Source organism: Nocardia sp. NPDC051321 (assembly GCF_044455225.1).
Lineage (GTDB): Bacteria > Actinomycetota > Actinomycetes > Mycobacteriales > Mycobacteriaceae > Nocardia.
Genome location: NZ_JBITEM010000010.1, coordinates 265,296 through 290,379 on the forward strand (window position 1 = coordinate 265,296; position 25,084 = coordinate 290,379).

Consider the following 25,084-nt stretch of genomic DNA (forward strand, 5'->3'; position numbering starts at 1 on the left):
ATCGAAACGGTTCGCCGCGGCGACGATGCCCTCGGACTTGTCGCTCGAACAAGTCCGAGGGCATCGACTAATTGCGCTACCGGTGCATTCCGGCTTGCACGGGTGCGTCGATTTGCTCGAGTCCGGTCAGGGCCGGCGGCAAGGGACCCTCGTGCAGGACGCCGAGACGTTGGGTTGCGCGGGTGAGGGCGACATAGAGTTCGGCTGCACCGCGAGGGCCGTCGGCGAGGATCCGTTCGGGGTCCACGACCAGCACGGCGTCGAACTCCAATCCTTTCGTCTCCGATGCCGTCACCGTGCCCGGCACCCCCGCCGGACCGATGACGATACTGGTGCCCTCGCGATCAGCTTCCTGCCGGACGAATTCTTCGATGGCAGTAGCCAATTCGTCCTCGGTGACCTGCCTGGACCAGGGCTGGACACCGCACGCCCGAACCGACTCCGGTGGCTGCACGCCGGGCGCGAACTCGGCGAGTAGCGCGGCGGCGACGGTCATGATCTCGGCCGGGGTGCGATAGTTCACCGTCAGCGACCGGTAGGCCCAGCGGCCGGGCACATACGGTTGCATCATCGTGTCCCACGAGGTCGCACCGGCCACCGACCGGCGCTGGGCCAGATCGCCAACCACCGTGAACGATTTGCTCGGGCAGCGGCGCATCAGTATCCGCCAATCCATTTCCGACAGCTCTTGCGCCTCGTCGACCACGACGTGCCGATAGGTCCAATCACGGTCTGCCGCAGCACGTTCGGCGAGTTCCCTGGTGTCGCGCTCGAGGAATCGATCGGCCAGGTCCTCGGCGTAGAGCAGGTCCTGGGCGAACAGATGGTCCTCGTCGTCCATCATGTCCTCGCGGCTGACCATCACATCCAGCACGCCGGCGGCATACTCGGCCTCGGCCTTCCTTTCCCGCTCCGCGGTTCGATCGGCTGGTTTGTCGGGGCCGAGCAAATCGGCCAGTTCGTCGAGCAGCGGTACGTCCGACACCGTCCATGCCGCGCCGTCGGCCCGTGCCAGCGCCTCGTCGGCGCCTGCCGCGCGCAGTCGTTCAGGTGACGAATATAGCTGTGCCAGTAGCGTTTCCGGTGTCAGAATCGGCCACAGTTCGTCGAGTGTGGCGGCGAAGGTGTCGTGACTCGCGAGCTCCTCGACCAGGTCTTCGCGCAGTTGCTCCCATGCCTCGCGGTCGTCTCGGGTCAGCCAGCCGCGCCCGATCCGGGCGATCGCCCGCTCGGTGAGCACGTAGGTGATGATGTCGCGGAACACCGCTTGCGCCTCGTTGTGTGGCCGGCCGCTCGCGCGGGCCTCCGCTCTGGCCCACTCGGCGGTCTCGGCGTCGATGCGCACCGTGACGTCGGCCAGTTCGATCGTCACCGGATCCTGGGGTAGTCGCTGACGATCGGCGACCGCCGCGGCGAGCACGTCCAATATCTTCAGCGAGCCCTTGAGCTTCGCGGCCCGCGGGGTGTCCTCGGCGGTGACACGCAGGCCAGGCACGAGTTCGCCCGCGGTGGTGAACACCACGTTGGTCTCGCCCAGTGACGGCAGGACGTGGGCGATGTGGTTCAAGAAGGCCGGATTAGGCCCGACCACCAGCACGCCCTGGCGTTCCATCCGCTCCCGCTGGGTGTAGAGCAGGTACGCGACGCGGTGCAACGCCACCACGGTCTTCCCGGTACCCGGACCGCCCTCGATCACCAGCACGCCAGGATGGTCGAGTCGGATGATCTCGTCCTGCTCGGCCTGGATCGTCGCGACGATGTCGCGCATCCCCTCGCCACGCGGCGCGTTGACCGCCGCCAGCAGCGCCGCGTCGCCGCGCTCGCCGTCATCGGGACGGCCGAGCACCTCGTCGGTGAAATCCACCACCTGACGTCCACGGGTGTGGAACTGGCGGCGCCTGCGCATGTTCTCCGGTGTCGCGGCGGTGGCCACATAGAACGCCCGCGCGGCCGGTGCTCGCCAATCGAGCAGCAGCGGTTCGAATTCGTTCGCTTCGTCGTAGAGACCGATCCGGCCGATGTAGGAACGCTCGCCCGACAGAGTGTCCAATCGACCGAAACACAGCCCGTTGTCGGCCACATCCAGCCGCTGCACCGACTTGCCCAGCGCGCGCACCTGGTCCTCGCGCTCCATGGCGGAACCGTCTCTGCCGCGCAACGCGGCGCTGTACTGGCCCTTCACTCGCGCGCGCTCGGCGTCGAGGCGCGTGTACAGCTCGGCCACGTAGCTACGCTCGGACTGTAATTCCTCGTCATACTCTCGAGTTAGCATGTGCCCCTTCTTTTTTGATGGCTCGGCGATGTCGCTGTGTTCGTGCGGTCGCTCGGTCCGCGGCTACGCGAACTCCGGCGGCGCAAACGCGTACGCGCCGAGTGCCCGCAACGCCGCCGCGAGCCCCACCATCAGCTCGCCATCCCCACACGACTCACGCGTCGACAACAACACACCCGATCCGTAACTCCCATTTCCGCAGGCTCTGGCCTCGGCCAGCGAGTATGCGCCCCCGCCGGGGTCTTGCCGCAAGCCCCCGGGTGCGATATATAATTGGATACGGAAAGGATTGAGGTCCTTTCCATTTTTATGTCCGCTGTCGACGGACTTCCTCCCCACTCAGCGCATGCGCAACATCAACCCAGCGGTGACCCCCGGCTGTAGTTAACGGCCCCCGCAGTCCAGTATCGGCGTGATCATCCAGTGCCTCAGGGTGTTCGGTGCTCGCGCGGAACGATCACATTGATGGCTTGCGGAGTTTCACAGTTCGCCACCGTCGAGGGGGAACTGGTGTTCTCCGGCACTCGGTCGGACGATGCCAACACCAGTTCCCCCTCGATCGAGGTCTGCTCGGCGACGATGTGGCGTGGATCATGCGGGGGCGGCATTGACTGTGCCGTGACGGCCAACGGTGTTCTGGGTGTACGCGCTCAGGCCAGGAGGATCGCCATGGCGTTGCCGGAATTCATTTCTGTAGAGGATTTTTTCAAGCCGCCGATGAGTGCTGCGCCGTCGATTTCTCCGGACGGCACCAGGATTGCGTATCTCGCGCCGCGCAAGGATCGGTTGAACGTGTGGGTCCAAGACCTCGACTCCGACGCGGAAGCGCGCTGCGTGACCGCGGACGAGCACCGCAACGTGTACAACTTCCGCTGGACCGACGATCCGCGATGGCTGCTCTACACCCAGGACAACGGCGGTGACGAGCAATGGCACCTGTATCGGGTAGACCTGGACTACTCCGACGCGCCGGTGCTCGACCTGACACCGTTCCCGCGAACGGCGGTCATCGACTTCGAGTTGCCCGCGGGACGGCCGGGGAAAGTGCTGGTTCAGCTGAACGACAGGAAGGTCGAGGCGTTCGACCTCTGCGAGATCGACCTCGCCACCGGCGACCTCACGGTGCTGGCCGAAAACCCCGGCCATATCGGCGCCTGGATGTGCGGCCCCGGCGGCGAAGTGTACGGTCGCGGACTGACCGCGACGGGCGATATCGAGCTATATCGCTGGGACGCAGGCACTTTGCACCCCATCGCAGTGTTCGACGGTGCCGACTACCCGATGGGTGTGTTGCCGGTCCGGCTGACCCCGGACGGGACCGGCGTGTGGCTCGGATCCAACCGCGGCACCGACCGGACCCGGCTGGTCCGCCTCGACCTGGCGACCGGGCAGGAATCCGAGGTCGACAGTCACCCGACGTTCGACCTCGATACGCGCGGCGCCGTCATTCCCACGCTGCCGTCACCGTTGATCCTCGACCGGCGAACCGGAGAGTTGATCGGCGCCCGCTACCTCGGCGAACGGCAGGTGATCCACGCACTGGATCCGAATTTCGCCGCGGTGCTTGCGAACTTGCAGAAGCTGTCGGAGGGAGACTTGGCTGCAGTGTCCTCCGATCGCACCGGCCAACGGTGGGTCGTCACCTTCACACACGACCGCGACCCCGAAGTCGCGTACTACTACGACCACTCCACCGGGAAGAGCCGGCTGTTGTTCCGGCCGTTCCCGCATCTGAATCCCGAATCGCTTGCCCCGATGACACCGGTGACCATCCCGGCGCGCGATGGACTGAGCCTCCCGTCGTATCTGACCCTGCCCGTCGGCATCGAGCCGTCCGCGTTGCCGATGGTATTGATGGTCCACGGCGGCCCGTGGCTGCGCGACAGCTGGGACTTCGACCCGACCGCACAACTCTTCGCCAACCGCGGCTACGCCGTATTGCAGGTCAACTACCGCGGCTCGACCGGATACGGCAAAGCGTTCGTCAAAGCCGCGATCAAGGAGTTCGCGGGCAAGATGCACGACGACCTCATCGACGCCGTGCAATGGGCCGTCGATCAGGGTTATGCCGATCCGGCACGGGTCGCGATCTTCGGCGGCTCCTACGGTGGCTATTCGGCCCTGGTCGGTGTCACCTTCACCCCCGACGTCTTCGCGGCCGCCATCGACTACGTCGGCATCTCCAACCTGGCGAACTTCCTGCGCACCATCCCCGCCTACAGCAAACCGCACACCGCCAACAACTGGCACCTCTTCGTCGGCGACCCCGACGACCCGGAACAAGAAGCCGACATGCTCGCCCGCTCACCGATCACCCACGTCGACCGCATCCACACCCCACTGCTGGTAGTGCAGGGCGCCAACGACATTCGAGTAGTACGCGCCGAATCCGACAACCTCGTCGAAGCACTCCGGCAGCGCGGCGTCGACGTCGAATACCTGGTCAAAAACAACGAAGGCCACGGTTTCGCCAACCCGGAAAACCAGATCGAGCTGTTCCACACCATCGAACGCTTCCTCGCCCGACACCTGGGCGGACGCGAATCATCCACCCGCTAACCACTTTCCGCCGCCCAGCCCCTAACGTCGTCCGACAATGGCCACAATCTTCAGCCGCCGAATGGCTCACCAACAGTCGAAGAGTGTATGGGTCAATGGCCCATGCCGAGGCCGCCGTCGACTGGGATGATGGCGCCGGAGATGTAGCTGGCTTCGTCGGAGGCGAGGAAGCTGATCGCGGCGGCGACTTCTTCGGGGGCGCCGATGCGTTGCATCGGGATGGCTTGCTTGGCGAGCTGGTGGTATTTGTCGTCGAGGGCCTGGGTCATGTCGGTGTCGATGAAGCCGGGGGCGACGACATTGGCGGTGATGGAGCGGGAGCTGAGTTCACGGGTGATCGATCGGGCCAGTCCGACCAGACCCGCTTTGGCGGAGGCGTAGTTCGCCTGGCCGGGGGTGCCGAGCATGCCGACCACGGAGCCGAGGAAGATCAGTCGTCCCCAGTGTGCGCGCAGCATGGATCGACTCGCGCGTTTGGCGACGCGGAACGCACCGGTGAGGTTGGTGTCCAAGGTGCGTTCGAATTGGTCCTCGCTCATCAGCGTGAACAGCATGTCGTCGGTGATACCGGCGTTGGCGACCACCACTTCGACCGCACCGTGGTGCTCGGCGACTTCGGTGAAAGCCGCGTCGATCGATGCGGTGTCGGTGACGTCGCATCGCACGCCGAGTAGTCCGGCGGGGGCGTCGGTGCCGCGGTGGGTGACCGCGACCCGGTGACCGTCCTCGGCCAGCCGTCGCGCGACGGCCAAACCTATGCCGCGATTGCCTCCGGTGACCAGGACCGATCGCGGGGTGGTCGGTTTCGACATGCACATCCTTACGTCGAGTGGATCAGTTCGTTCAGCCGAAATATTCGGCCCCACTGAGCATTACGGTTCGCAAGGGGATCGGCATCAGCGGGTTCCCACAATCTCCACGGCGGAATATGAGGGTTCCGTACTAAGCGGTCGGTGCAGCACCAGCACGCGAGTTGCCCCATCGACCATTCCCGCGGCGGCACCTCGGAGCGCGAAATCATCGCCACTCAGCACTGCGAGTCACAGTTGGATGGTCTAGCAGCGGCGCACCGGCATTGGTGCGGTTACCGCTGAGTCGTTGTCAGCGCAGCTCCGAGAGGTGTCAGCGCCCGACTTCTGGCACTGTCGCTTCGTGCGGTGCCTTGTCGGGGCGCAGGCCGCGCCAGCTCGGGTGGCGTAAGCCGTCGGGGCTGGCTTCGCGGAATTCGATGTCGGCGACGAGTTCGGGGTTGACCCAATGGGCGGCGGTGGCTACGGGGCGTGGCGGTGGGATGTCGAAAGGGCTGTCGGGGCGGGCGATTTCGTTCAGTTGGAGTTGGAGTTGCTTGCGGTCGCGCATGGTCCAGCCGGTGCCGACATTGCCGATGTGGACCAGGCGGCCCGTTTCGTCGTAGGCGCCCATCACGAGGGACCCGAAGATGCCGGCGTAGCGGCCGTTGCCGGGGAGCCAGCCTGCGACGACGACCTCCGTCGTTCTACGCAGCGGGGTTTTGATCCATGCGGGGGAGCGGCGGCCGGGCTGGTAGGTGGAGTCGAGGCGCTTGGCGATGATGCCTTCCAGCCCGTGATCGCGGGCGACGCCGAGCATGGTGGTGGCGTCGACGTTGGCGTAGTAGGGCGGGGTGCGGGCCAGGGGCAGGTCGATCGCCAATTCGTCTAGCCGGGCGCGCCTTTCGATATAGGGGAGGGCTATCAGGGACTCTCCGCTGTCGGCGAGCAAATCAAATATGAGGTATTGGACCGGCACTTGCCGGAGGAGTTCAGCGGTGGGTTTCACAACGTGCATCCGGCGCTGCAGCCGACGAAAAGAGGGTACGCCGGTTCCCGGTTCAGGGGCCACGATCTCACCGTCGACCAGCACATCCCTGCCGCCGAGCAAATTGGCGAAAACGCTGGTCAACTCCGGAAAAGAACCGCTCAGATCCCGATTGTTCCGGCTGTAGAACCGGCATTCCCCGCCGCCCACCCGCCCAATGGCACGAATACCGTCCCATTTCATCTCGATCGCCCACATGCCAGTATCTACCGGTGGCCGCCCGGGGACGGCCAGCATCGGCGCCGGCACTGATTGCACAAGATCAGCATACTGTTAGCTACCGATTTGTCTGGTCAGTAATGGGAGTGGTCTGGCGAGTTGGCTTTGAGCCGAAGGTGAAGTAGTGCGTCGGCATGGCCACCTGTTGATGCTCGAATACGAATATCGAGGGCTCGGGAGTGTTGAACGGGCAACTCGATAGCGGTGGCGCTGAGCCGGACGGGATGCAGGTGTCATCGCCCCTGTTCGGCGAGGAACCCGCGCGTGTCATCGACTACCCGTGCGGTGCCGCTGGTCCATAAACGGCCAAAGCAGACCTTCCCCAACGCAGCGGAAATCCAAGCGCCGCAAACCTCGCCCAGTGACCATCGACACGAAAAACCCCGTTCCCCCGCAACCCCATTCATCACTCGCACTTGACGTACGAACCACGCTCTTGACGCATGCTGCAACCTACGTCATGAAGACGTTGCGTACATCAAGTCGGTGCTGCCCGCGCCCTAGCCGGACGAGGTCGCACGCTGGGCTACCGATGAGCTCATCTAGCCGACACTCGACACAGTTGCACGCTGATACTCCTTTATTTATGAATACGCCGTTGCAACGTTCCAGTAGGATATTACGTCACTGCAATATTCCAATTTGATTCCGACGCAAGGTGTTCTGCCGCAATGTGAGGAGAAAACGTTTCGCAGAATTATTGGAGTTTCACCGAAAGTGTCAGTGGCGCACTGTAATCTCCTCGATCATGTCGCCATCATTCGTCCACGAGGGTTTTGTGGAACTGTTCCGCAGTCGGCCTGAGCTGGCGGCGGGCTTTCTGCAGGAAGTGTTCGGGCTACCGATGCCCGATTCTCACCAGACCCATGCCGAGCCATGCGATTTCACCGACATGGGCCCAAAAGAGTTTCGAGGTGATGCGGCCTTCGCGGTGACCGATGCGAGCGGAACCGCGTTGGTCGGAATCGCGGTCGAGGTGCAGCTTGCGCAAGACGGCACGCGGCAGTGGAGTTGGCCGGTGTACCTCGTCACCCTCCGGGCGCGGTTGAAATGCCCGGTGTTTCTGCTCGTGGTTACCCCGGATTCCGGGGTCGCGGAATGGGCGAGGCAGCCGATCGAGTTGGGACACCCCGGATTGGCGTTGTGCCCGCTGGTCCTGGGTCCTGAATTGGTACCCGCCGTGACTGACGGTGCCGAGGCGGTGGCGATGCCCGAGCGCGCGTGCTGTCCGCCATCGCCCACGCCGACGGTCCACAGGCACACGAAGTCCTATCCGCCCTGCTCGCGGGCTTGCAGAAGACCGATGACCAGCAAACGAAAATGTACTATGACATCGTGCGCACGGCTCTGTCCTCCGCGACAACACCTGGAGGAGCTGATGACGACGGGATACGAGTACCAGAGCGACTTCGCCCGCAAGTATGTGGCGGAGGGGCGTGCGACTGAAGCGGCACGGATCATCTTCAGAGTCCTCGATGCCCGGGGGATTTCTGTCAGCGCTGACGTTCATGCGCGGATCTCGAGCTGTGAAGATATGGATCAGCTGGAGGACTGGGTTGACCGAGCGGTGGTCGCCGATACCGCCGACGATCTGTTCACCTGACGCCAGCATCGTGGTCTGGTTCGCTGCGCGCGAGGCACGGTAACGGCATTGTGTCCGTGCGGGATTCGGCATCTGTCCGAGGCTGCGCTACACCACCTGGAGGAGCTGATGACTACGAGATACGAGTACCAGAGCGACTTCGCCCGCAAGTATGTGGCTGAAGGCCAAGCATCGGGAGCTGCGCGCATGGTCCTGGAGGTCCTTGATATCCGGGGCATTTCTGTCAGCGACGAGGTTCGCGCGCGGATCTCGAACTGCAGTGACGTAGATCAGCTCGGAATCTGGCACCGCCGTGCAATGCTCGCCGATACCGCCGACGATCTGTTCGCCTGACGCCAGCATCGTGGTCTGGTTCGCTCCACGCGAGGCGCGGCAACCGCATGGTGTCCGTGCGGGATCAGCGCCTGCCGGTCGGCTGGTCTTCAAAGCCCGAGTTTGGTAACGGCGTTGTCTTCCAAGGGATTTGCCGTACGAATGTAGCCGTGTACGGTGCGCGGATTGGACCAGCGACCTTGGCGCATGATCTCGCGGTCGCTGGCGCCACCGAGGGCGGCCTGGGTGGCGAAGCCGGCGCGCAGGGAGTGGCCGGAGAAGAGGTCGGGGTCGAGACCGGCGCGGGCGGCGTAGCGTTTGACGAGTTCGGCGACGGCGCGGCCGGACATGGGGGTGGCGCCGACCGTACCGTGACGATTTATCGTGGGGCACAAGGGTAGGTCGGGTTGCTCGGCGAGAGCGGTTCCGGTGAAGCCGTGGCAGCGGTGGATGTTCGAGTCGGTCGCGGGCGCAGTGAGATGGGTGCGCAGGCCCGATGCGCCTTCGGCAGCGTGTATTTCGAGCAGGCGCACCCAGTCGGCGAAGGCGCAGACAGGGCAGGTGCGCGGACGTTGACCGCGTGGCAGCGCGACGCGTTGTTCGGCAACACCGGTCGGGTCGGTTTTCGTCGACGGCAGCCGCACCAGCAACACCGGTTCGCCGGTGGCGTGATCGAGCTGCACTTCGACGTCGGCGATGCGCAGCCCGGCAAGCTCACTGCGACGCAATGCACCGGCGAACCCGATCAACAAGACAAGAGCATCGCGACGCCGGGCGGGTTCGGTGGGCCAGCCAGGTTCGGGCAGTCCAGCCAGCAGCTGGTCGAGGGTGTGCAACAGCACGGGGCGTTTGCGTTTCGGTTGGGTGCGCCGCGTGCGCCGAATGCCGCGCAAGGTCAGTCGGACAACGTCGGAGCGGGTGGGGGAGGGCAATCCGTTCGCGGCGTGCACCGCCGCGATCGCGGCCGACTTGCGTTCCAGCGTGGCCGCGCTGAACGCCCACTCACCGGTATCTCGGCGCGCGTCCGCCGCCGCGGCCAGATAGACGGCGACATCGAGCGGATCGGCGGGCATCGCCTGCCGAGTCTCGGCCAGGCACCACGCCGACCACGCGATCCAGTCGGTCCGGTAGGCGCGCAACGTATTCGCCGACTGCGACGCTTCCAAATATCGCCGCAGCGACCCCGCCTGATTGTCATCGAACCGCTCCCGCACCAACCGCAACGCGGCCGCGTCCACCAGAACGCTCCGCACCCCGCGACGCAGTTCGGTCCGCACCGACTCCGGCATCGCCACGACAGCGGCGCGCTCTTCCATCGACCAGCTCCCTGCTCCTAGACCCCCACCATTGTCCTGCTGCCACAGCCCAATTCGCGGCATCGACCATCTCCCCGCGCGTCGCCATCACCCGCCGCCAGCACTTGGTAACGCGGTCACCCCGCAACTCGGTTCCATCCAGCTCGCTCTAGTGGTCTCGGACGGACGGTGACATGCATTCCGGGTGGCGTCGACGATCGCCGCAGCCGTAGACCGAGCTGAATGGCTTGCCGCGGTCCGATGAGTTGGGGCAGTGCCAGGAGCGTCCGTCCCATTCCACAACAAACGGCGCGGCGTGCGGCAACGGCGTATCCCAGAGCCCACATAGCGACGCGACCGTCAGGGTGAGGCTGGCGACATGGCCGACAACGACGACGGTCTCTTCGGAGTGGCATTCGCGATGCGTCGAAGGGCGGCGCGGCTCTGGCTCGATGCCGTCCGCGAAGATGTCGCGCACGATAATTCACCCGAGCATCGAAGTTGCCGTATCGGTGCGCCGTCCTCGGTGACCAGCCCGTCTTCTTCGGCCTGGCCCCACGGAGGCATCGCCGTCGTTGTCGGCCGTCACATACTTGGAATCCACTGTCCTATGCCAGAATTCGCGAATGAGTAACACCGTGATCCATCCAGTGCGGGATGACGAGTTGGTTGGCGTCGCTCGACTTCGTTGGCAGTGGCTCGAGGAAAATCAGGGGACTGCGTCGACTACCGAGGAGGAGTTCGTACCGGCGTTCGTGACTTGGGCGCAGGACAACAGGTCCTCGCATCGGTGCCTGGTTGTGGTCGACGATGGTGTTGTCGTCGGGATGGCGTGGCTGGCGATCTATCAACGCGTACCGAGCCCGAGCAATATGCACCGATTTTCCGGTGATTTGCAGAGTATGTATGTGGTGCCCGATCGCCGAGACAGCGGGCTCGGCGGCCAGCTTATCGATGCGGTTGTGCGTCTGGCCGATGAATTGGGATTGAAGCCGCTGACCGTCAACTCGAGTGGTAGGGCGATCAGCGCGTATGTCCGCGGTGGCTTTGTGACGTCGCCGGGGCTGCTGAAAGCCGAATTCGCGCGCTGACAACCGGGGACGAGCCATCGATCGTGGGCCGACTCTATGGCGCGGGGACCGGAGTTCGGTTGGGGCGGAAGCGCATCGGCGGTTCGCTGTACTCCTCGAGCGTGTGCGCGATCCAGCCGATGGTGCGGGCGACGGCGAAGATCGCCTCTCCGGCATCGGGTCGCATGCGATAGGCGTGCATGAGTACCGCCAGGGCGAGGTCGATGTTGGGTATGGCGGTGTGGGGTGGGCCGAGTTGGTCGGTGATGGTGTCGATCGCGGTCAGCGCCGGGGTGGCGGCGGGGATGGACCGGAGCATGGCCAGCAGCAGGTCGGCGCGCGGATCGGCGGCGCGGTAGATCAGGTGTCCGAAACCTGGCAGCCCGCCGCCGAGGCGGAGCCGTTCGGACGCCGCGCCGAGCGGATCGGCGATCGCATCGCCGAGGAAGCGATACGCGACAGTGCTTGCCGCGCCGTGATATTGGCTGTCCAGCGCCCCGAGACCAGCGGAGACGACGCCGTAGGGATGGACTCGCGCGCTGGCCGCGACCCGGGCGGCCATGGTGGAGATCGCGAGCCCGTGGTCGGCCAGCAGGATCAAGGTCGCGTCGAGCAGTCCGGCGGGCAGGGCTTGGTCGGTCAAGCTGGGCCCTAGCCGTTCAGCCAGCGCCCCGGAATCGCGGTGCGCCTTGCCGAGGCAATCGACCTCGACCGCGAGCAGGATGCCTGCCGTTCGAAGCACCCCCTGCGGCGACAGGTCGAATCGCCACTGATCGCTCGCGCTGGCAACGGTCACCGCGACGCGCATCCGATCGGTCAGCCGAACATTCTCCGGGAGAGCGCCGACTGCCGCGCGGCAGGTGGTGAGAAGTTCAGCGGGAGCGGTGAATTGCGGTGGTGCTGCGGCAAAATCGCCCGTCCACAGCAAGCCTGCCACGGCCTCGACCGGTTGCGTCGTCACCAGATCCGCGACGTGGTGGCCTCGGTAGCGCAACTGATCGTCCTCGATGCGCGAGATCGTGGAGGCGATGTCGGCCATCGTGTGCTCGCCGCCGTGCCGCCGCCCACGCGCCAGCCGGGCGACTTCGTCCTCCCGGAACAGACTGCCTCGACGGCCCGAAGCCGCGACCTTGGTCAACAGCCCGCGGCTGACATAGGCGTAGACGGTCTCGGGCTTGATATCGAGACGGTTCGCCACCTCGGCAGTGGTGAGGTGGCGTGCGTCACCTTTCTCGTCCATGACCTGCCTCTCCGCATTCATATTGACTTGATCAATATTGACTCTAGTTGACCGTGCTCGCACAGTTCAGTCAAGGAGGTCTGAACGATGACTATCAACGGTGTCGAGCTCGACGAGCTGATCAACGTGCCCGCCGGACTACGCAATGTGGTGGCGGCCGAGACGCGACTGGGCGATGTTCGCGGGCAGGAAGGCTTCTATCACTATCGCCAGTACTCGGCGATCGACCTGGCGGCCGCGTGCACCTTCGAAGAAGTGTGGTTTCTGCTGTTCGAGGGACGTTTGCCCGACCGGGCCGAGCTGGCCGGGTTCACCGGCGAGGTGGCGCGAGCACGGTTGCTACCACCTGAACTGCTGCCGATGCTGCCGACAATCGCGGCGGGTGGGGATCCGTTCCGTCCGATGGTCGGCCTGCGGACAGCGTTGTCGATGCTGGCCGCGCTTCGCGATCTGCAGCCGGTGTGGGACGGCGACCGCGCGTCCCGCAAGTCCGACGCGCTGCTGATCTGCGCGGTCACACCAACGATCCTGGCGGCGCTGCACCGGCTTTACCGTGGCCTGGAACCGGTTGCCCCACGCGCGGATTTGTCGACGGCGGCGAATTGGCTGTACATGCTGACCGGTCAACTACCGCACCCACCGGCCGCCCGGGCGATCGAGCAGTACCTGATCGCCACGATCGATCACGGGTTCAATCCGTCCACCTTCACCGCGCGGGTCGTGGCGTCCACCGGTGCCGATGTCGCCTCGGCGGTTATCGCGGCGATCGGCGCGTTCTCCGGACCGCTGCACGGCGGCGCCCCGGACCGTGCGCTGGACGGATTGGATGAGATCGGCAGCGTGGACCGCATCGAGGGCTGGGTGCGCGACAAGCTCGCCAAGGGTGACCGGGTCATGGGCTTCGGCCACGCCGTATACCGGACCGCGGATCCTCGCTCGGTTCTGTTGCGCGCCATCGGCATTGGACTCGGCGGGGAACTCGTGGAATTCGCGACCACGGTGGAACGACGAGTCACCGAGGTGCTCGCCGAACTCAAACCCGGCCGGGATCTCTATGCCAACGTGGAGTTCTATGCCGGGGTCGTGATGGAGCTGTGCGGGATTCCCCGTTCGATGTTCACCCCGACCTTCGCCACCAGCCGCGTCGTCGGCTGGACCGCCAACATTCTCGAACAGGCCGATACCACGAAGGTCATCCGCCCGGCCGCGCGATACGTCGGTCCTGCTGCGCCGCAACCGGTGCCGCCGCGCGCTGGTCAGTCGGTGTGAATGAGGTCCAAGGTGTCGAACTGGTGGGTGGCCCAGATGCGGCGTGAGCGTTCCTCGGGGTAAGGCCGAGTGGTTGGTTCGGCGGTGTAGACGCGGGTGGCGCGGGTGTCCGGATCATATGGCGTCCAGCCGGGGGTGCCGGTGGTTGCGAAAGTCAGCCAGTCGGTGCGCATGTGGTGTGCGACGTGCACGGCTTCGGCTGCGGCGTTCGGGAACGCTGACGGATGGTCGCGGACCTCGTCGAGGTCGAGGGTGCCGAGGACGAGCAGCAGGTCGAGGCTATGCGAGGCACCCTGGTCGCGGTTGTAGCTCCAGCACAGTTCGTAATTCCAGACCTGGCCGCCTCCGGTGTGCTTGGCGTCGGCCAGATGCAGGCCCGGCATCCGAAACAGCCAGTCGCAGTTGACGAGTTCGTATATCTGCCCGGGGGTGGCCTCGGGGTAGAGGGCGCGGTAGCCGCCGCTGGTGTCAGCGGCGGGGGCGAAACGGTCGAGCGTGGTGGTGAGCTGCGCGTCGGTCACCTCGCTGCCGAGCATGGGGTTGAACAGCCGGAATTCGTCGCGGGTGTGTCCCACGAGTAGATCGATGTCGCGTGCGGCACCGCCGGCGAGCGCGGGCCACGGTGCCTGCGGGAGGACGTCACCGTCGACGACGGGTGAGAACGGTGTCGGGGTCAGCGCTGTCGGTCCCCATGATTCGACGAAGTCCGGCATCTTCTTCATCACCGCCCCGGTGGCGTTGATGAGCTCGCCGGGGGAAAAACGGGCGAGCTCATCAACGGTGGCTCGGGCACCGAGTTCCGCGGCGATCGTCGCTGAGATCACGGCGGACAGTCTCGGCGAGAAGAAGGTGCCCGGGCAGCTCTGGACTATCGCACGCCGAAACAGCCCGGCCGCCAACGGCATTGTCACCAGCGCCGCAATGCAACCCGCGCCGGCGGACTGGCCGAACACAGTGACATTGTCGGGATCGCCACCGAACGCAGCGACATTTTCTTGCACCCACCGCAGCGCGGCGATCTGATCGAGCATGCCGCGGTTGTTCGGCGCCCCGGCGACATTGGCGAAGCCCTCCACACCAACGCGGTAGTTCATGCTGACCATCACCGCCCCGGCCGCGGCCAGAATCGCACCGTCCTGGTGCGGGTTACTGGAGGTGCCTTCTAAGTACCTGCCCCCATGGATGAACACCAGCACCGGCAGCGCGGCGGCACCGAGGTCAGGTGACCAGACGTTGAGGGTCAAGCAGTTTCGATCACTGGATGCCGACGGAATCGCGTCGGCTTGGGGAACCGGCGGACCGAACTCAACCGCGTCGCGGACACCGTCCCACGGTTGGGCCGGGACGGGAGCCGCAAACCGTCGTGTGCCGACCGGTGGCTGGGCGTAGGGGATACCCCGGAAGACTCCGACGGTGTTTTCCCACTTGCCACGCACAACGCCAGCGGTCGTGCGGATTTCGGGTTGGGTAATCACTGATGAGTTCGCTTTCGGTCGGTAAGTCAGGTCGAGTCGACAGATCGAAGTCACGTTAAGCGCGGTGAGCGATAACCCCGGTCATCGAATGGCTAACAGGTCGGATGACAATGCCGGGTCACAATACAGATCAAGGCAATCACGAAAGTGATTGTGCAGGAATGATTATGGCAGCGTGAGTCGGCGTACCGGGCAAGGGGGCTCTCACAGTACCTGTATCACCAGGGTCTCCCAGACGTCCAAAACGCCTGTCAACCTGGTTGAGTCGGCGCCCTGAACGAAAGCGCCGACAACATTCCATGGACACGCACTGCAGATTTACCCCCATCAGTTCAATGCGCGACCGTGTCGGCGCATTCTTCCACGACAGAAGCGACGGAGACCAATGACGGACAACCAATTCACTACGCACACAGAACGTTTCGATCTAAGTGGGAAGTACGCACTTGTCACCGGCGGCACCAGCGGCATTGGGATGATGATAGCGCGCGGCCTTCTCCAGGCGGGCGCCAGCGTCATTATCAGCTCACGTAAGGCAGACAGGTGCGCCGAGGCACAGCGTCTATTGTCTGAATTCGGCGATGTGCAAGCAATCCCTGCCGACCTGTCCAGACACGACGAGTGTCAGCGCCTCGCTGATCTTGTCGAGGCCGACTCGGAACGCCTGGACATTCTCGTCAACAACGCGGGAGCGATGTGGCGCGAGCCGCTGGAGACGTTCCCGGACGAGGCCTGGGACGCAGTGCTCGACCTCAATCTCAAGTCGCCGTTCTGGCTGGTGCAGGCGCTGCTTCCCGCACTTCGCAGGGCGGGCACCGTCGCTGATCCCGCGCGGATCATCAACATCGGCAGTATCGCCGCCATTCACGTCGCCCAGTCGACCAACTACTCGTACGCCAGCAGCAAAGCGGCGCTCCATCAGCTCACCAGGGTGCTTGCCAGAGAGCTGGGCCCACAGCACGTCACGGTGAACGCGGTAGCACCGGGACTGTTTCCGTCGCAGATGATGGCGTCCACGCTCGATGCCGTCGGCGACACGATCGCGGCGGCAACCCCGCTGCGCAGGCTCGGCCGCGACGACGACATGGCGGGTGTCGCCGTGTTTCTCGCTAGCCGGGCTGGGTCCTACCTCACGGGCACCATCATCCCGGTAGACGGCGGCATCGCGACAACCGCATCGGGCACCCCCTGAGCGCGAGGTTTTGCCAGCGGCCGACGGCCTCGTGAACACCCGCAGTTGTCGGGGGTACCCGCAGTGCCTCCCTTGGAATGCGGGGCGGGCCTACGGTGAGAGGATGGCCACGATGGATCTGCGCACCGATATCCGGGAGTTTCTCAGCTCGCGTCGCGCCCGCATCACACCCGAGCAGGCGGGCCTGCCCGCTTACGGCGGCAATCGTCGGGTCAAAGGTCTGCGTCGCGAGGAGGTAGCGCTACTGGCGGGGGTATCAGTCGACTACTACGTGCGCATGGAGCGCGGCAGCCTCGCTGGTGCCTCCGACGGCGTGCTCGACGCGTTGGCCGCTGCCTTGCAACTCGACGAGGCCGAGCGCGACCACCTGTTTCACCTCGCGCGCCGATCCGGGGCGGCCAGCGGTCCACGCCGGCGCAGGCCTGCCGTTGCGGTGCGCTCGACGCTGCAGCAGGTGCTCGACGCCATCTCCGATGCGCCGGCCTGGATCTGCAACGGGCGTTATGACGTGCTCGCCATGAATCAACTTGCCCGCGCGCTGTTTTCGCCGGTGCTGGCCGACCCGCGACGGCCCGCGAACACAGCGCGGTTCGTCTATCTGGCTCCCGAGGCGGCCAGAGATTTCTTTGTCGACTACGACCACATTGCCGGTGACGTGGCCGCGAAGCTACGCATGGAAGCAGGCCGCGATCCGCACGACGAGGACCTGATCGCTCTGGTCGGTGAACTGTCAACGCGCAGTGAGTTATTCCGGCAGCGGTGGGCATCTAGGGACGTGCGGCTGCGCCGGTCTGGACGCAAGCGGGTGCACCATCCGGTCGTCGGCCAGCTCGACTTGGACGTCGAGTCCCTGGAACTGCCCGCGGAACCCGGCCTGCACCTCACCGTCTACACCGCACCCGCGGGCACGCCGACCGCCGACAATTTAGCGCTTCTGGCGTCGTGGACGGCCACCCAACGCGTCGAGCCTACCGGCTAACCCCGAGCGACCTCAGCGGTGTGCGCGGGGGTGTAGCGCTCGCCCATCACCTGGTCGCTCAGCGGGTCCAGCGCGATCAGTGCCTCGGCGTCCAGGGTGAGCTCCAGCGCGGCCGCGTTCTGGTCCAGCCGAGCCGGGCTGCGGGTGCCCGGAATGGTCGCCACCGCCACGCCGAGTCGCTCGGCCTGGGCGTACACCCAGGCCAGCGCCACCTGGGCCGGGGTGGCACCCAGCCGGTCGGCCACCTCGCGCACGGTCTGCGCGATCTTCTCGTTAGCCGCGCCCGCCTCGCCGGCGAAACGCGGGTTGGTGCGCCGGAAGTCCTTCTCGCCCAGCGTGGAGCGGTCCAGAGTGCCGGTCAAGAACCCTCGCCCCAGCGGCGAGTACGGCACCAACCCGACCCCCAGCTCGGCCATCACCGGGGTGAGGGCCTCGACGTCGCGGGTCCACAGCGAGTACTCGCTCTGCACCGCGGTGATCGGGTGCACCGCGTGCGCCCGGCGCAGCAATTCGGCGTCGACCTCGGACAGGCCCAGATGGCGGACCTTGCCCGCCTCGACCAGCTCGGCCATCGCCCCGACGGTCTCCTCGATCTCCACATCCTGGGGCGGGCGGTGAGCGTAGTAGAGGTCGATCACCTCGACGCCCAGCCGCAGCAGCGAGGCGTCGCAGGAGCGCAGCACGAAGTCCCGGGCACCACGGATGCGGCGTGCCCGGTCTCCGGCGCTGCGGTCGATGCCGAACTTGGTGGCCAGCTGCACCTGGTCCCGGCGGCCGTGGATGGCTCGGCCGACCAGCACCTCGTTGTGCCCGGTGCCGTAGGCGTCGGCGGTGTCAAGGAACGTGATGCCCAGCTCCAGGGCCCGGTGGATCGTGGCCAAGCCGGCGTCCCAGTCGGCGGCGCCGTAGCTCTCGCTCATCCCCATGCACCCCAGTCCCATCGCGCTGACGGTGAGACCTGGCGAGCCGAGCGTGGTTCGGGTGATCATGCGCGGATACTCCTCCTGCCCGGCGGGACCGGGCGGTACCTCGAGGGCTGACGAACGCCTCCGACACTAGGACCTGGAGCGCACTCCAAGTCAAGTCGGCGGACCAGGTCGCCGTCGCAGCCAACGCCGAACTCCATCAGCCCGATGTGCTCGAGAACATCGAAAATGGTACGGGCGTACAGGGGTACACAGTTTTCGAGGAGTTTCGTGACTGTTTCGTTTCGTTGGTTGCTACCAAACGTAAACGTATTAATACCGACGTGGTTGGGGGAGTTGGTGGAATCGTGATTGAGTCTGACCGCCGATAATGTTCACTTATCGGCGGTCAGAAAACGAGCCAGGTAAATGAGTCGTCCTGCGACACGCCACATTTCGTTTCGTATGAATACGTCAATTGTGACGAAACCAACGCTACGATTCTCCGGTGTCCAACGTCTGCAACTATCCGGGCTGCTCCCGACCGATCACGCGCGGCGGGGGACCCGGCCGCCCGTCCGAATACTGTGATCACCCGGACCACACGAGATGGCGCGCGTGGCGGGAACGTCAACGGCTACAGCAGGAGTCAGAGGTACCCCTCGCTAACGTCACTGTGACGCAGCAAGGTCCGGTTACCGTCGCCCGACTCCGGGCCGATGAGCTGCTCACCCAGTTTCGTGGGCTCGCAGACCAACTGGGCAACACCCTCAACGCGGCCGTCGCGGAACTGGCCACCCTCGGCGACCCCTCCGTCGCCGAGGCGCAGGTCCAGGCCGTCCAAGCCGATGCCGCGCGGCGGATCGCCGAAGCCGAAATGGCCACCGTCGCCGCCGAACAGGCACGACGCGAGGCCGAGGAAGCACGCGCGCTCGCCGAGGAAGCCGCCGACGATGCCGCCAGTGCCGCCGAAAGCGCGGAAGCCGCCGTCGCCGACGCCAACAGCACCCGCGACGACGCGCTCCGCGAAGTCGAGCGCGCCACCCGCCAGGCCGCCGACGATGTTTTCGCCGCCCGCAGCGAAGCCGAGGCCGACATCCGCACGGCCCGCCGCGAAGCCGCCGAGGAAATCGAGCGCGTCCGCGCGGAAGCCGCCGAACAGATCGAGCGCACCGAACGTCGCGTCGCGACCGAAATCGCGCACGCACAACGCGAATCCGCCGCGCAAATCGCCGCCGCCCATTCCGAACGCGACCTCGCCGTACAACGCGCCGCCGACGCCGAACGCGCCACCGAACGCGCCGAGCAAGCGGCCATGGAACGGATCGAAGCCGCAAACGAGGCCCGCGAGGAATGGCGCAGGGTCCGCGCCGAACTCGACACCACCCGCACCGAACTCGCCGAGATCCGCCGCGCCGCAGCCGCCGACATCGCCGCCGCCCGCGCGGAAGCCGCGGCCACCATCGACAAGGCCCGCGCCGAAGCCGCCCACCGCATCGAGGCCCTCGACCAAGCCCGCACCCAAACCCTGGCCCGCGCCGAACGCGCCGAAACCCAACTCGACGAACTCCTCGCCGAAACCCGCCGCAAACCAACCGCGGTTACCGAAATAGGCAGTCGCACAGGGGCGTAAGCGGTTCGCGGTCGGGCACGACTCTGCTACCGGTAAATGCCGGATCCCATAGACTGCGATGCGCGGCGTCGGCGGCTTGCCTTGGCGCGGCGGAGGAGGAGTCGGGCATGGCGGTAATCCACGAGACCACAATGGTTCCCACCAAGGTCGAGTTGTTGTCCTCGTGGTTGCCGACGCGGTCGTGGTATCGCGGTGGCGCTCAGCCGGTGCTGGACCGGGTCGGTGGGTTTCGGCTCGATGATCCGGACGGGGAGGTCGGGATCGAATTCGTTGCGGTGACCGATAGTTCGGGTGCGGAGCCGGTCACCTATCAGGTGCCGTTCGCGTACCGGGGGTCGCCGCTCGACGGAGCGGAGGACGCGCTGATCGGGACGTCGATGCACGGCGTGCTCGGGCAGCGGTGGCTCTATGACGGGACACGCGATCCGGTGGTTGTGGCCCAAATCCTGGCGCTGCTCGGTGGAACGGCGCAGCCACAAGCACAGCACGACAGCACGACGGTGGACGAGTCGGTCGCCGTGACGCCCCCTGAGATCGCGGTTCCCACCCTCGGATCCGAGCCGGTCACGGCGGAAGACGGATCGTCGGGCACCGACATCATGGTCGGCGCGCGGGTGCCGGGCAACACCGCGATCGTTCGGATCAACCGGATGCTGCGCCCCGGTGACGAGTCGTCCGAAGACGCCGGTGCGGGTCACGTCACCGCGCCGTGGCGACTGCCGGACGGTTCCTCGGTCCGCGGGGTGTTCCTCACCTTCCACGGGCACGCGGCGAGTTAACGGGTCCATCCGTTCCTCGGCCCGGACATGCACCGACTCAACCACGCAACTGCGCGTTGAGCCGTGCCGCCTGCCGCGTGAGGTGATCGCGTTCGGGAAGGCTTGTCGCCGATTGGGCGGCGTCGTGATAAAGACGAGCCGCGGTCGCCGGGTCGCCGTCGCGCTCGTGCAGGTATGCCGCGACTGCGTCATATCGGGGCAGCGTGGGATCGAGACCCGCGAGTGCGGCCAAACCGGCCCTGGCACCGTCGGCCTCACCGACCGCGACGGCCCGATTGAGTTGGGCCACTGGGCTGTTGGTGATCCGCAGCAACTCGTCGTACCACTCGACGATCTGCACCCAGTCGGTCTCCTCGGCTGTCTGAGCGTCGGCGTGCAGCGCGGCGATGGCGGCCTGGGCCTGGAACTCCCCGAGCCGGTCGCGGGCGAGGGCATGCTGGAGCACGTCGACACCCTCGGCGATCAGACGGGTGTCCCACAAGCCGCGGTCCTGTTCGGCGAGCGGCACGAGACTGCCGTCGGCGCGGGTCCGTGCCGGGCGCCGCGCGTGATGGAGCAGCATCAGCGCGAGCAGGCCGGCCACCTCTTCGTGCTCGATCTTGGTCGCCACCTGGCGGGTGAGCCGGATCGCCTCGGCGGCCAGGTCGATGTCGCCGGAGTAACCCTCGTTGAAGACGAGATAGAGCACGCGCAGCACCGTGGCGACGTCACCGGCTTGATCGAACCGGACGCTCGACACGGTTCGCTTGGCCCGGCTGATCCGCTGCGCCATGGTCGCCTCGGGCACGAGGTAGGCCTGCGCGATCTGTCGCGTGGTCAGGCCGCCGACCGCGCGCAGCGTCAGTGCGACCGCGGAGGCGGGCGTCAAAGACGGGTGCGCGCACAGGAAATAGAGCTGCAAGGTGTCGTCCGCGGTCTCGGTCGGCCCGGGTGCCGGCTCGGCGTCGATCCGCAGCTCTCGGTCGCGCCGGGCCGCCTCGGCACGGTGCGCGTCGAGGAACTTGCGCCAGGCGACCGTGATCAACCAGCCCTTCGGGTCGGCGGGCCGCTGGTCCGGCCAGGTCAGTGCGGCCTGAAGCAGCGCTTCCTGCACGGCGTCCTCGGCGGTCGCGAAGTCGACACCGCGATGCACGAGGACGCCGATCACCGCGGGAGTCAGCTCCCGTAGCAGCAGTTCGTCGAGCACCTGAGCTCCGCTCACTCGGTGACCGTTGCCGCCGCGCCGAGGAACGGGCGCACCTCGAGCCATTCCTGGACCGGTTTCCCACCCGCACCCGGCGCCGCGGACAACTCGGCGGCAACCTCCAACGCCCGCTGGTAGGTGTCGACGTCGATCACCATCCAGCCCGCGATCAGGTCTTTGGTCTCCGCGAACGGGCCGTCGGTGACCGGTGGCCTGCCTTCGCCGCCGGAGCGGACGAACGTGCCCTTCGGTGACAGCTCTTGACTCTCCACGAATTCACCGGTGCGCTCGAGTCGAGCGCCGAGATCCTGCATGTACCGCACGTGCGCCCACACCTCGTCCGGCGTCCACTGGTCCATTGGCACGTCGTTCACCGAGGCAGGCGCACCGCGATAGTGCTTGAGCAGCAAGTACTTGGCCATCGTGTTCTCCTTGATCTGTACGGCCTATTGTGGCCGTCGTTGACGGTGTGGTGCTCAGGCGGCCGAGCGTTCGGCGCGCTGCTGGATCAGTTCCTCGACCGCGCTCGGCAACGTGGTGTCGAAGTCGATCAGCTTCGCCCAGGTCGGGGTTACCACGATCCGGACCATGCCGTCGTAGAGCGCGCGCACCTCCGCTTCCCACTCGACTCGCTGCTCGGCGGTCATCTCGTAGGAGCCGTTCATCTGGAGATATTCGGCCGGGATGCCATCGACCACGTCCAGCTCGACCTGGCCTCGGATGAGCAGCAGCTTCGGCGGATGCACCTCGGTGTCGATCGTCAGGGCCACCATCGGATTCTCGCGCAGGGCATGCAGTTTCGGGGCGTTCGTCGAGGTGCACAGGACGACTTCGGAGCCGTTCCAGGTGAATCCGATCGGGACGTTGCGCGGCGTGCCGTCCTTGGCGACGTAGGCCAAGCGGGTCAGGTCGCGGGCCAGCAGTTCCTGGCTGAGCGGGCGGTTCAGGACTTCGGCGATCTCGTTCTGTTGCACGGTAATGCCTTTCGTTGTCGTTGGTGGTCGTTGATAACCCTGGGACGGAGCCGGGGCGATCTTCTCGACATCGGCAGCGTGCTGAATTCCAGAAATTTTCCGCGGTGATCCATTCGCGGATCCGGCAACGGCATGGCAACATTCACCGACCGTGCGTCATATCATGTAGCTATGCCCGAAAACGAGCTCGAAGGGCGTACGGAACCACTGGCCGGGGGTGCCCGGCAGGCAATACTGGTGGCCGGTGCCTGCTCGATGATCGTGGGTGTGGTCGTAGCGGTGTGGCCACACAAATCGCTGCCGACCGTGGAGCTGCTGTTCGGTCTCTACCTGCTGCTCAACGGCGGATTGCAGATGGTCGTCTCGTTCGGCGCGAAGTTCGCGCCCGCCCTGCGCGTGCTCGTTTTCGCCAGCGGCCTGGTCTCGATGCTGCTCGCCGTGCTGTGTTTCAGCGGCGGCAATTCGGCGCTGCTGCTGTCGTTCTGGATCGGACTGGCCTGGTCGGTGCGCGGGATCTGCCACGCCACGGTCGCGGTCTGGACCGACAATCTGGCGGGCGGCGGCAGGCAGGAGGTGTTCGGCCTGGCGACCATGGTGCTCGGCATCCTGGTCGGGGTGCTGCCCTTCGACTCGGTGGACGTGCTCGGCCTGGTGGTCGGCCTGTTCCTCATCGTGATCGGGACAATGGAGGTGCTCAGCGTCGCCGCGGTGCGCCACAGCGTGGTGGATCTGCCTGGTGTTTCGCGAATGGGGGCGGTGCGGCTCGATCCGTGAGCGCCGCCGCGGCAGGTGATGCCGAAATGCGGCCGCTGCGTAACGCATTGCGCTGGTGCCCGGTCCACGTACCGGGTTCACTGAAACCATGGCACTCCACATGCAGCCGGAGCTGATCGTGGTCACCCACGGCGCCGACACCACGCTCACCCCGGGCGCACTCAGCGACAGTCTCAGCACCGCCGCCCGGTTGACCACGCTGCTGCCCGCGGGCGGTCGCCTCGCCCGCATCTTCGGACCGGTCAACCGCCTGCACGGGCGCGTCGCGGGAACACCACACGAACCCGTCGCCGCGCAGTACCTGCGGTACTTTGCCGTCCGTGGCGTCACCGCCGATCTCGCCGCCATCGCGGCGCGGCTGCGCGAAGACGACGCGGTCGACGGCGCTTACCTCAAACCACCCGCCGAACCTCCGATCGCCCCCGACGCCACCACTTTTACCGCGGCCGCCGACGCGCCACCGGTGACCCCGAATTTCGAAGCGCGCCAGGGCTATCTGGACCCGGCACCGCAAGGCATCGACGCCCGCTGGGCCTGGACCGTGCCCGGCGGACGCGGCCAAGGGGTGCGCGTGATCGATATCGAAGGCGCGTGGCGATTCACCCACGAGGACCTGCTCGCCAACCAGGGCGGCGTGATCGGCGGCGACCCCTCTTCCGATCAGGGTTGGCGCGATCACGGCACCGCGGTCGCCGGCGAAATCGGCGGCGACGTGAACACCTTCGGCATCACCGGCATCGCACCCGACGCCCTGCTGCGCGCCGTATCGATCTTCGGGCCAGGATCGGCCGCCGCGATCCGCACGGCCGCCGACGCGCTCGATGCAGGCGATGTCATCTTGCTCGAACTGCACCGTCCCGGACCACGATTCAACTACGCTCCCCGCCCGGACCAGGCAGGCTACATCGCCATCGAATGGTGGCCCGACGACCTCGCCGCGGTCCGCTACGCCGTCGGTCGCGGCGTCATCGTGGTGGCGGCGGGCGGAAACGGGGCCGAAGACCTCGATGCCGCGCTCTACGACACCCGTCCCGCGGACTTCCCCAGCTCGTGGCGCAACCCGTTTCGCGGTGCGGCCGACGATTCCGGGGCGATCATCGTTGGCGCGGGCGCGCCACCTCCCGGCTTCCACGGCCGCGACTATGGACCCGCCCGAGCACGACTCGACTTCTCCAACTTCGGTTCCCGCGTCGACGCCCAAGGGTGGGGGAGGGAAGTCACCACCACCGGCTACGGCGATCTCCAGGGCGGTTCCGACGAAGACCTCTGGTACACCGACGTATTCAGCGGAACATCCAGCGCCGCACCGATCATCACCGGCACCGTCGCCAGCTATCAGGGCATCAGCACCGCGGCCGGTCAACGCCGGATACCCGCCGAGGTACGCGCCCGCCTGCGCGCCACCGGCTCCCCGCAGACGAGCGCGCCGGGCCGACCGGCCAGTCAGCGAATCGGCAACCTACCGGATCTGCGGGCAATGGCCGCACCCCACTGATCGACCTTCGGACATCGAAT

22 protein-coding genes are annotated in these 25,084 nt (G+C 66.1%); 11 read left to right on the forward strand and 11 right to left on the reverse strand.

Going from position 1 to position 25,084, the window contains the following annotated elements:
* Window positions 1–76: 76 nt before the first annotated feature.
* Window positions 77–2,272 (reverse strand): RNA polymerase recycling motor ATPase HelR, encoded by a 2,196-nt coding sequence (gene helR / locus ACIA8C_RS25050; RefSeq protein ID WP_397138647.1) that lies wholly within the window; start codon window positions 2,270–2,272, stop codon window positions 77–79.
* A 669-nt stretch (window positions 2,273–2,941) separates the two neighbouring features.
* On the opposite strand from helR, the gene ACIA8C_RS25055 reads away from it, so the two are divergent.
* On the forward strand, window positions 2,942–4,831 hold the full coding sequence (locus tag ACIA8C_RS25055; RefSeq protein WP_397138649.1) for a S9 family peptidase: 1,890 nt from the start codon (window positions 2,942–2,944) through the stop codon (window positions 4,829–4,831).
* Window positions 4,832–4,923: 92 nt separating this feature from the next.
* On the opposite strand, the gene fabG1 is transcribed toward ACIA8C_RS25055, so the two are convergent.
* Complete coding sequence (fabG1, locus tag ACIA8C_RS25060; protein WP_397138651.1) at window positions 4,924–5,643, reverse strand: 3-oxoacyl-ACP reductase FabG1; 720 nt, start codon at window positions 5,641–5,643, stop codon at window positions 4,924–4,926.
* A gap of 310 nt (window positions 5,644–5,953) precedes the next feature.
* A complete protein-coding gene (ligD, locus tag ACIA8C_RS25065) occupies window positions 5,954–6,904 on the reverse strand; it encodes a non-homologous end-joining DNA ligase (RefSeq protein ID WP_397138927.1) in 951 nt (316 codons plus the stop codon).
* A gap of 730 nt (window positions 6,905–7,634) precedes the next feature.
* On the opposite strand from ligD, the gene ACIA8C_RS25070 reads away from it, so the two are divergent.
* Window positions 7,635–8,489, forward strand: coding sequence for a hypothetical protein (locus tag ACIA8C_RS25070; protein ID WP_397138654.1), 855 nt, complete (start codon window positions 7,635–7,637; stop codon window positions 8,487–8,489).
* A 108-nt stretch (window positions 8,490–8,597) separates the two neighbouring features.
* Window positions 8,598–8,822, forward strand: coding sequence for a hypothetical protein (locus ACIA8C_RS25075; protein ID WP_397138656.1), 225 nt, complete (start codon window positions 8,598–8,600; stop codon window positions 8,820–8,822).
* An 89-nt stretch (window positions 8,823–8,911) separates the two neighbouring features.
* On the opposite strand, the gene ACIA8C_RS25080 is transcribed toward ACIA8C_RS25075, so the two are convergent.
* Both ACIA8C_RS25080 and ACIA8C_RS25085 read right to left on the reverse strand, forming a co-directional pair.
* Window positions 8,912–10,117 carry a site-specific integrase gene (locus tag ACIA8C_RS25080; RefSeq protein ID WP_397138659.1) on the reverse strand — a complete coding sequence of 402 codons (1,206 nt, stop codon included), beginning with the start codon at window positions 10,115–10,117 and terminating at the stop codon, window positions 8,912–8,914.
* 148 nt (window positions 10,118–10,265) lie between these two features.
* Entirely contained in the window at window positions 10,266–10,574 is a 309-nt protein-coding gene (locus ACIA8C_RS25085; RefSeq protein ID WP_397138662.1) for a hypothetical protein, read from the reverse strand.
* A 172-nt stretch (window positions 10,575–10,746) separates the two neighbouring features.
* Between ACIA8C_RS25085 and ACIA8C_RS25090 the strand changes: the two genes are divergently transcribed.
* Window positions 10,747–11,187, forward strand: coding sequence for a GNAT family N-acetyltransferase (locus ACIA8C_RS25090; RefSeq protein ID WP_397138664.1), 441 nt, complete (start codon window positions 10,747–10,749; stop codon window positions 11,185–11,187).
* A 34-nt stretch (window positions 11,188–11,221) separates the two neighbouring features.
* Here the strand turns inward: ACIA8C_RS25090 and ACIA8C_RS25095 are convergent, their stop codons facing one another.
* Window positions 11,222–12,406: a citrate synthase gene (locus ACIA8C_RS25095; protein ID WP_397138666.1), complete on the reverse strand. Its 1,185-nt coding sequence runs from the start codon at window positions 12,404–12,406 to the stop codon at window positions 11,222–11,224.
* An 87-nt stretch (window positions 12,407–12,493) separates the two neighbouring features.
* Here ACIA8C_RS25095 and ACIA8C_RS25100 point away from each other — a divergent pair, with 87 nt between their 5' ends.
* A complete protein-coding gene (locus ACIA8C_RS25100; protein ID WP_397138668.1) occupies window positions 12,494–13,675 on the forward strand; it encodes a citrate/2-methylcitrate synthase in 1,182 nt (393 codons plus the stop codon).
* On the opposite strand, the gene ACIA8C_RS25105 is transcribed toward ACIA8C_RS25100, so the two are convergent.
* Window positions 13,663–15,204, reverse strand: a complete 1,542-nt coding sequence (locus ACIA8C_RS25105; RefSeq protein ID WP_397138670.1) for a carboxylesterase/lipase family protein — start codon at window positions 15,202–15,204, stop codon at window positions 13,663–13,665. The two genes, ACIA8C_RS25100 and ACIA8C_RS25105, sit on opposite strands and share 13 nt — an antisense overlap.
* 331 nt (window positions 15,205–15,535) lie before the next feature.
* On the opposite strand from ACIA8C_RS25105, the gene ACIA8C_RS25110 reads away from it, so the two are divergent.
* On the forward strand, window positions 15,536–16,342 hold the full coding sequence (locus ACIA8C_RS25110) for an SDR family oxidoreductase (RefSeq protein ID WP_397138672.1): 807 nt from the start codon (window positions 15,536–15,538) through the stop codon (window positions 16,340–16,342).
* A 103-nt stretch (window positions 16,343–16,445) separates the two neighbouring features.
* Window positions 16,446–17,321, forward strand: coding sequence for a helix-turn-helix domain-containing protein (locus tag ACIA8C_RS25115; protein ID WP_397138674.1), 876 nt, complete (start codon window positions 16,446–16,448; stop codon window positions 17,319–17,321).
* On the opposite strand, the gene ACIA8C_RS25120 is transcribed toward ACIA8C_RS25115, so the two are convergent.
* On the reverse strand, window positions 17,318–18,310 hold the full coding sequence (locus ACIA8C_RS25120; RefSeq protein ID WP_397138676.1) for an aldo/keto reductase: 993 nt from the start codon (window positions 18,308–18,310) through the stop codon (window positions 17,318–17,320). The two genes, ACIA8C_RS25115 and ACIA8C_RS25120, sit on opposite strands and share 4 nt — an antisense overlap.
* Window positions 18,311–18,902: 592 nt before the next feature.
* Between ACIA8C_RS25120 and ACIA8C_RS25125 the strand changes: the two genes are divergently transcribed.
* Both ACIA8C_RS25125 and ACIA8C_RS25130 read left to right on the forward strand, forming a co-directional pair.
* Window positions 18,903–19,859, forward strand: a complete 957-nt coding sequence (locus ACIA8C_RS25125; protein ID WP_397138678.1) for a hypothetical protein — start codon at window positions 18,903–18,905, stop codon at window positions 19,857–19,859.
* A 107-nt stretch (window positions 19,860–19,966) separates the two neighbouring features.
* Window positions 19,967–20,638 (forward strand): 1,4-alpha-glucan branching protein, encoded by a 672-nt coding sequence (locus ACIA8C_RS25130; protein WP_397138680.1) that lies wholly within the window; start codon window positions 19,967–19,969, stop codon window positions 20,636–20,638.
* A gap of 37 nt (window positions 20,639–20,675) precedes the next feature.
* Here ACIA8C_RS25130 and ACIA8C_RS25135 read toward each other — a convergent pair whose 3' ends face one another.
* Genes ACIA8C_RS25135 through ACIA8C_RS25145 form a run of 3 tightly spaced genes read right to left on the reverse strand, consistent with a single transcriptional unit; the run spans window position 20,676 to window position 22,795 of the window.
* A complete protein-coding gene (locus tag ACIA8C_RS25135) occupies window positions 20,676–21,839 on the reverse strand; it encodes an RNA polymerase sigma factor (RefSeq protein ID WP_397138682.1) in 1,164 nt (387 codons plus the stop codon).
* On the reverse strand, window positions 21,836–22,243 hold the full coding sequence (locus ACIA8C_RS25140; RefSeq protein ID WP_397138684.1) for a YciI family protein: 408 nt from the start codon (window positions 22,241–22,243) through the stop codon (window positions 21,836–21,838). The genes ACIA8C_RS25135 and ACIA8C_RS25140 overlap by 4 nt, the downstream gene beginning before the upstream one ends.
* Before the next feature lie 54 nt (window positions 22,244–22,297).
* Window positions 22,298–22,795, reverse strand: coding sequence for a pyridoxamine 5'-phosphate oxidase family protein (locus ACIA8C_RS25145; protein WP_397138686.1), 498 nt, complete (start codon window positions 22,793–22,795; stop codon window positions 22,298–22,300).
* A 171-nt stretch (window positions 22,796–22,966) separates the two neighbouring features.
* Between ACIA8C_RS25145 and ACIA8C_RS25150 the strand changes: the two genes are divergently transcribed.
* Together ACIA8C_RS25150 and ACIA8C_RS25155 are read left to right on the forward strand one after the other, a co-directional pair.
* Complete coding sequence (locus ACIA8C_RS25150; protein WP_397138688.1) at window positions 22,967–23,569, forward strand: DUF308 domain-containing protein; 603 nt, start codon at window positions 22,967–22,969, stop codon at window positions 23,567–23,569.
* A gap of 88 nt (window positions 23,570–23,657) precedes the next feature.
* Entirely contained in the window at window positions 23,658–25,064 is a 1,407-nt protein-coding gene (locus ACIA8C_RS25155) for a S8 family serine peptidase (protein ID WP_397138690.1), read from the forward strand.
* Window positions 25,065–25,084: the final 20 nt, after the last annotated feature.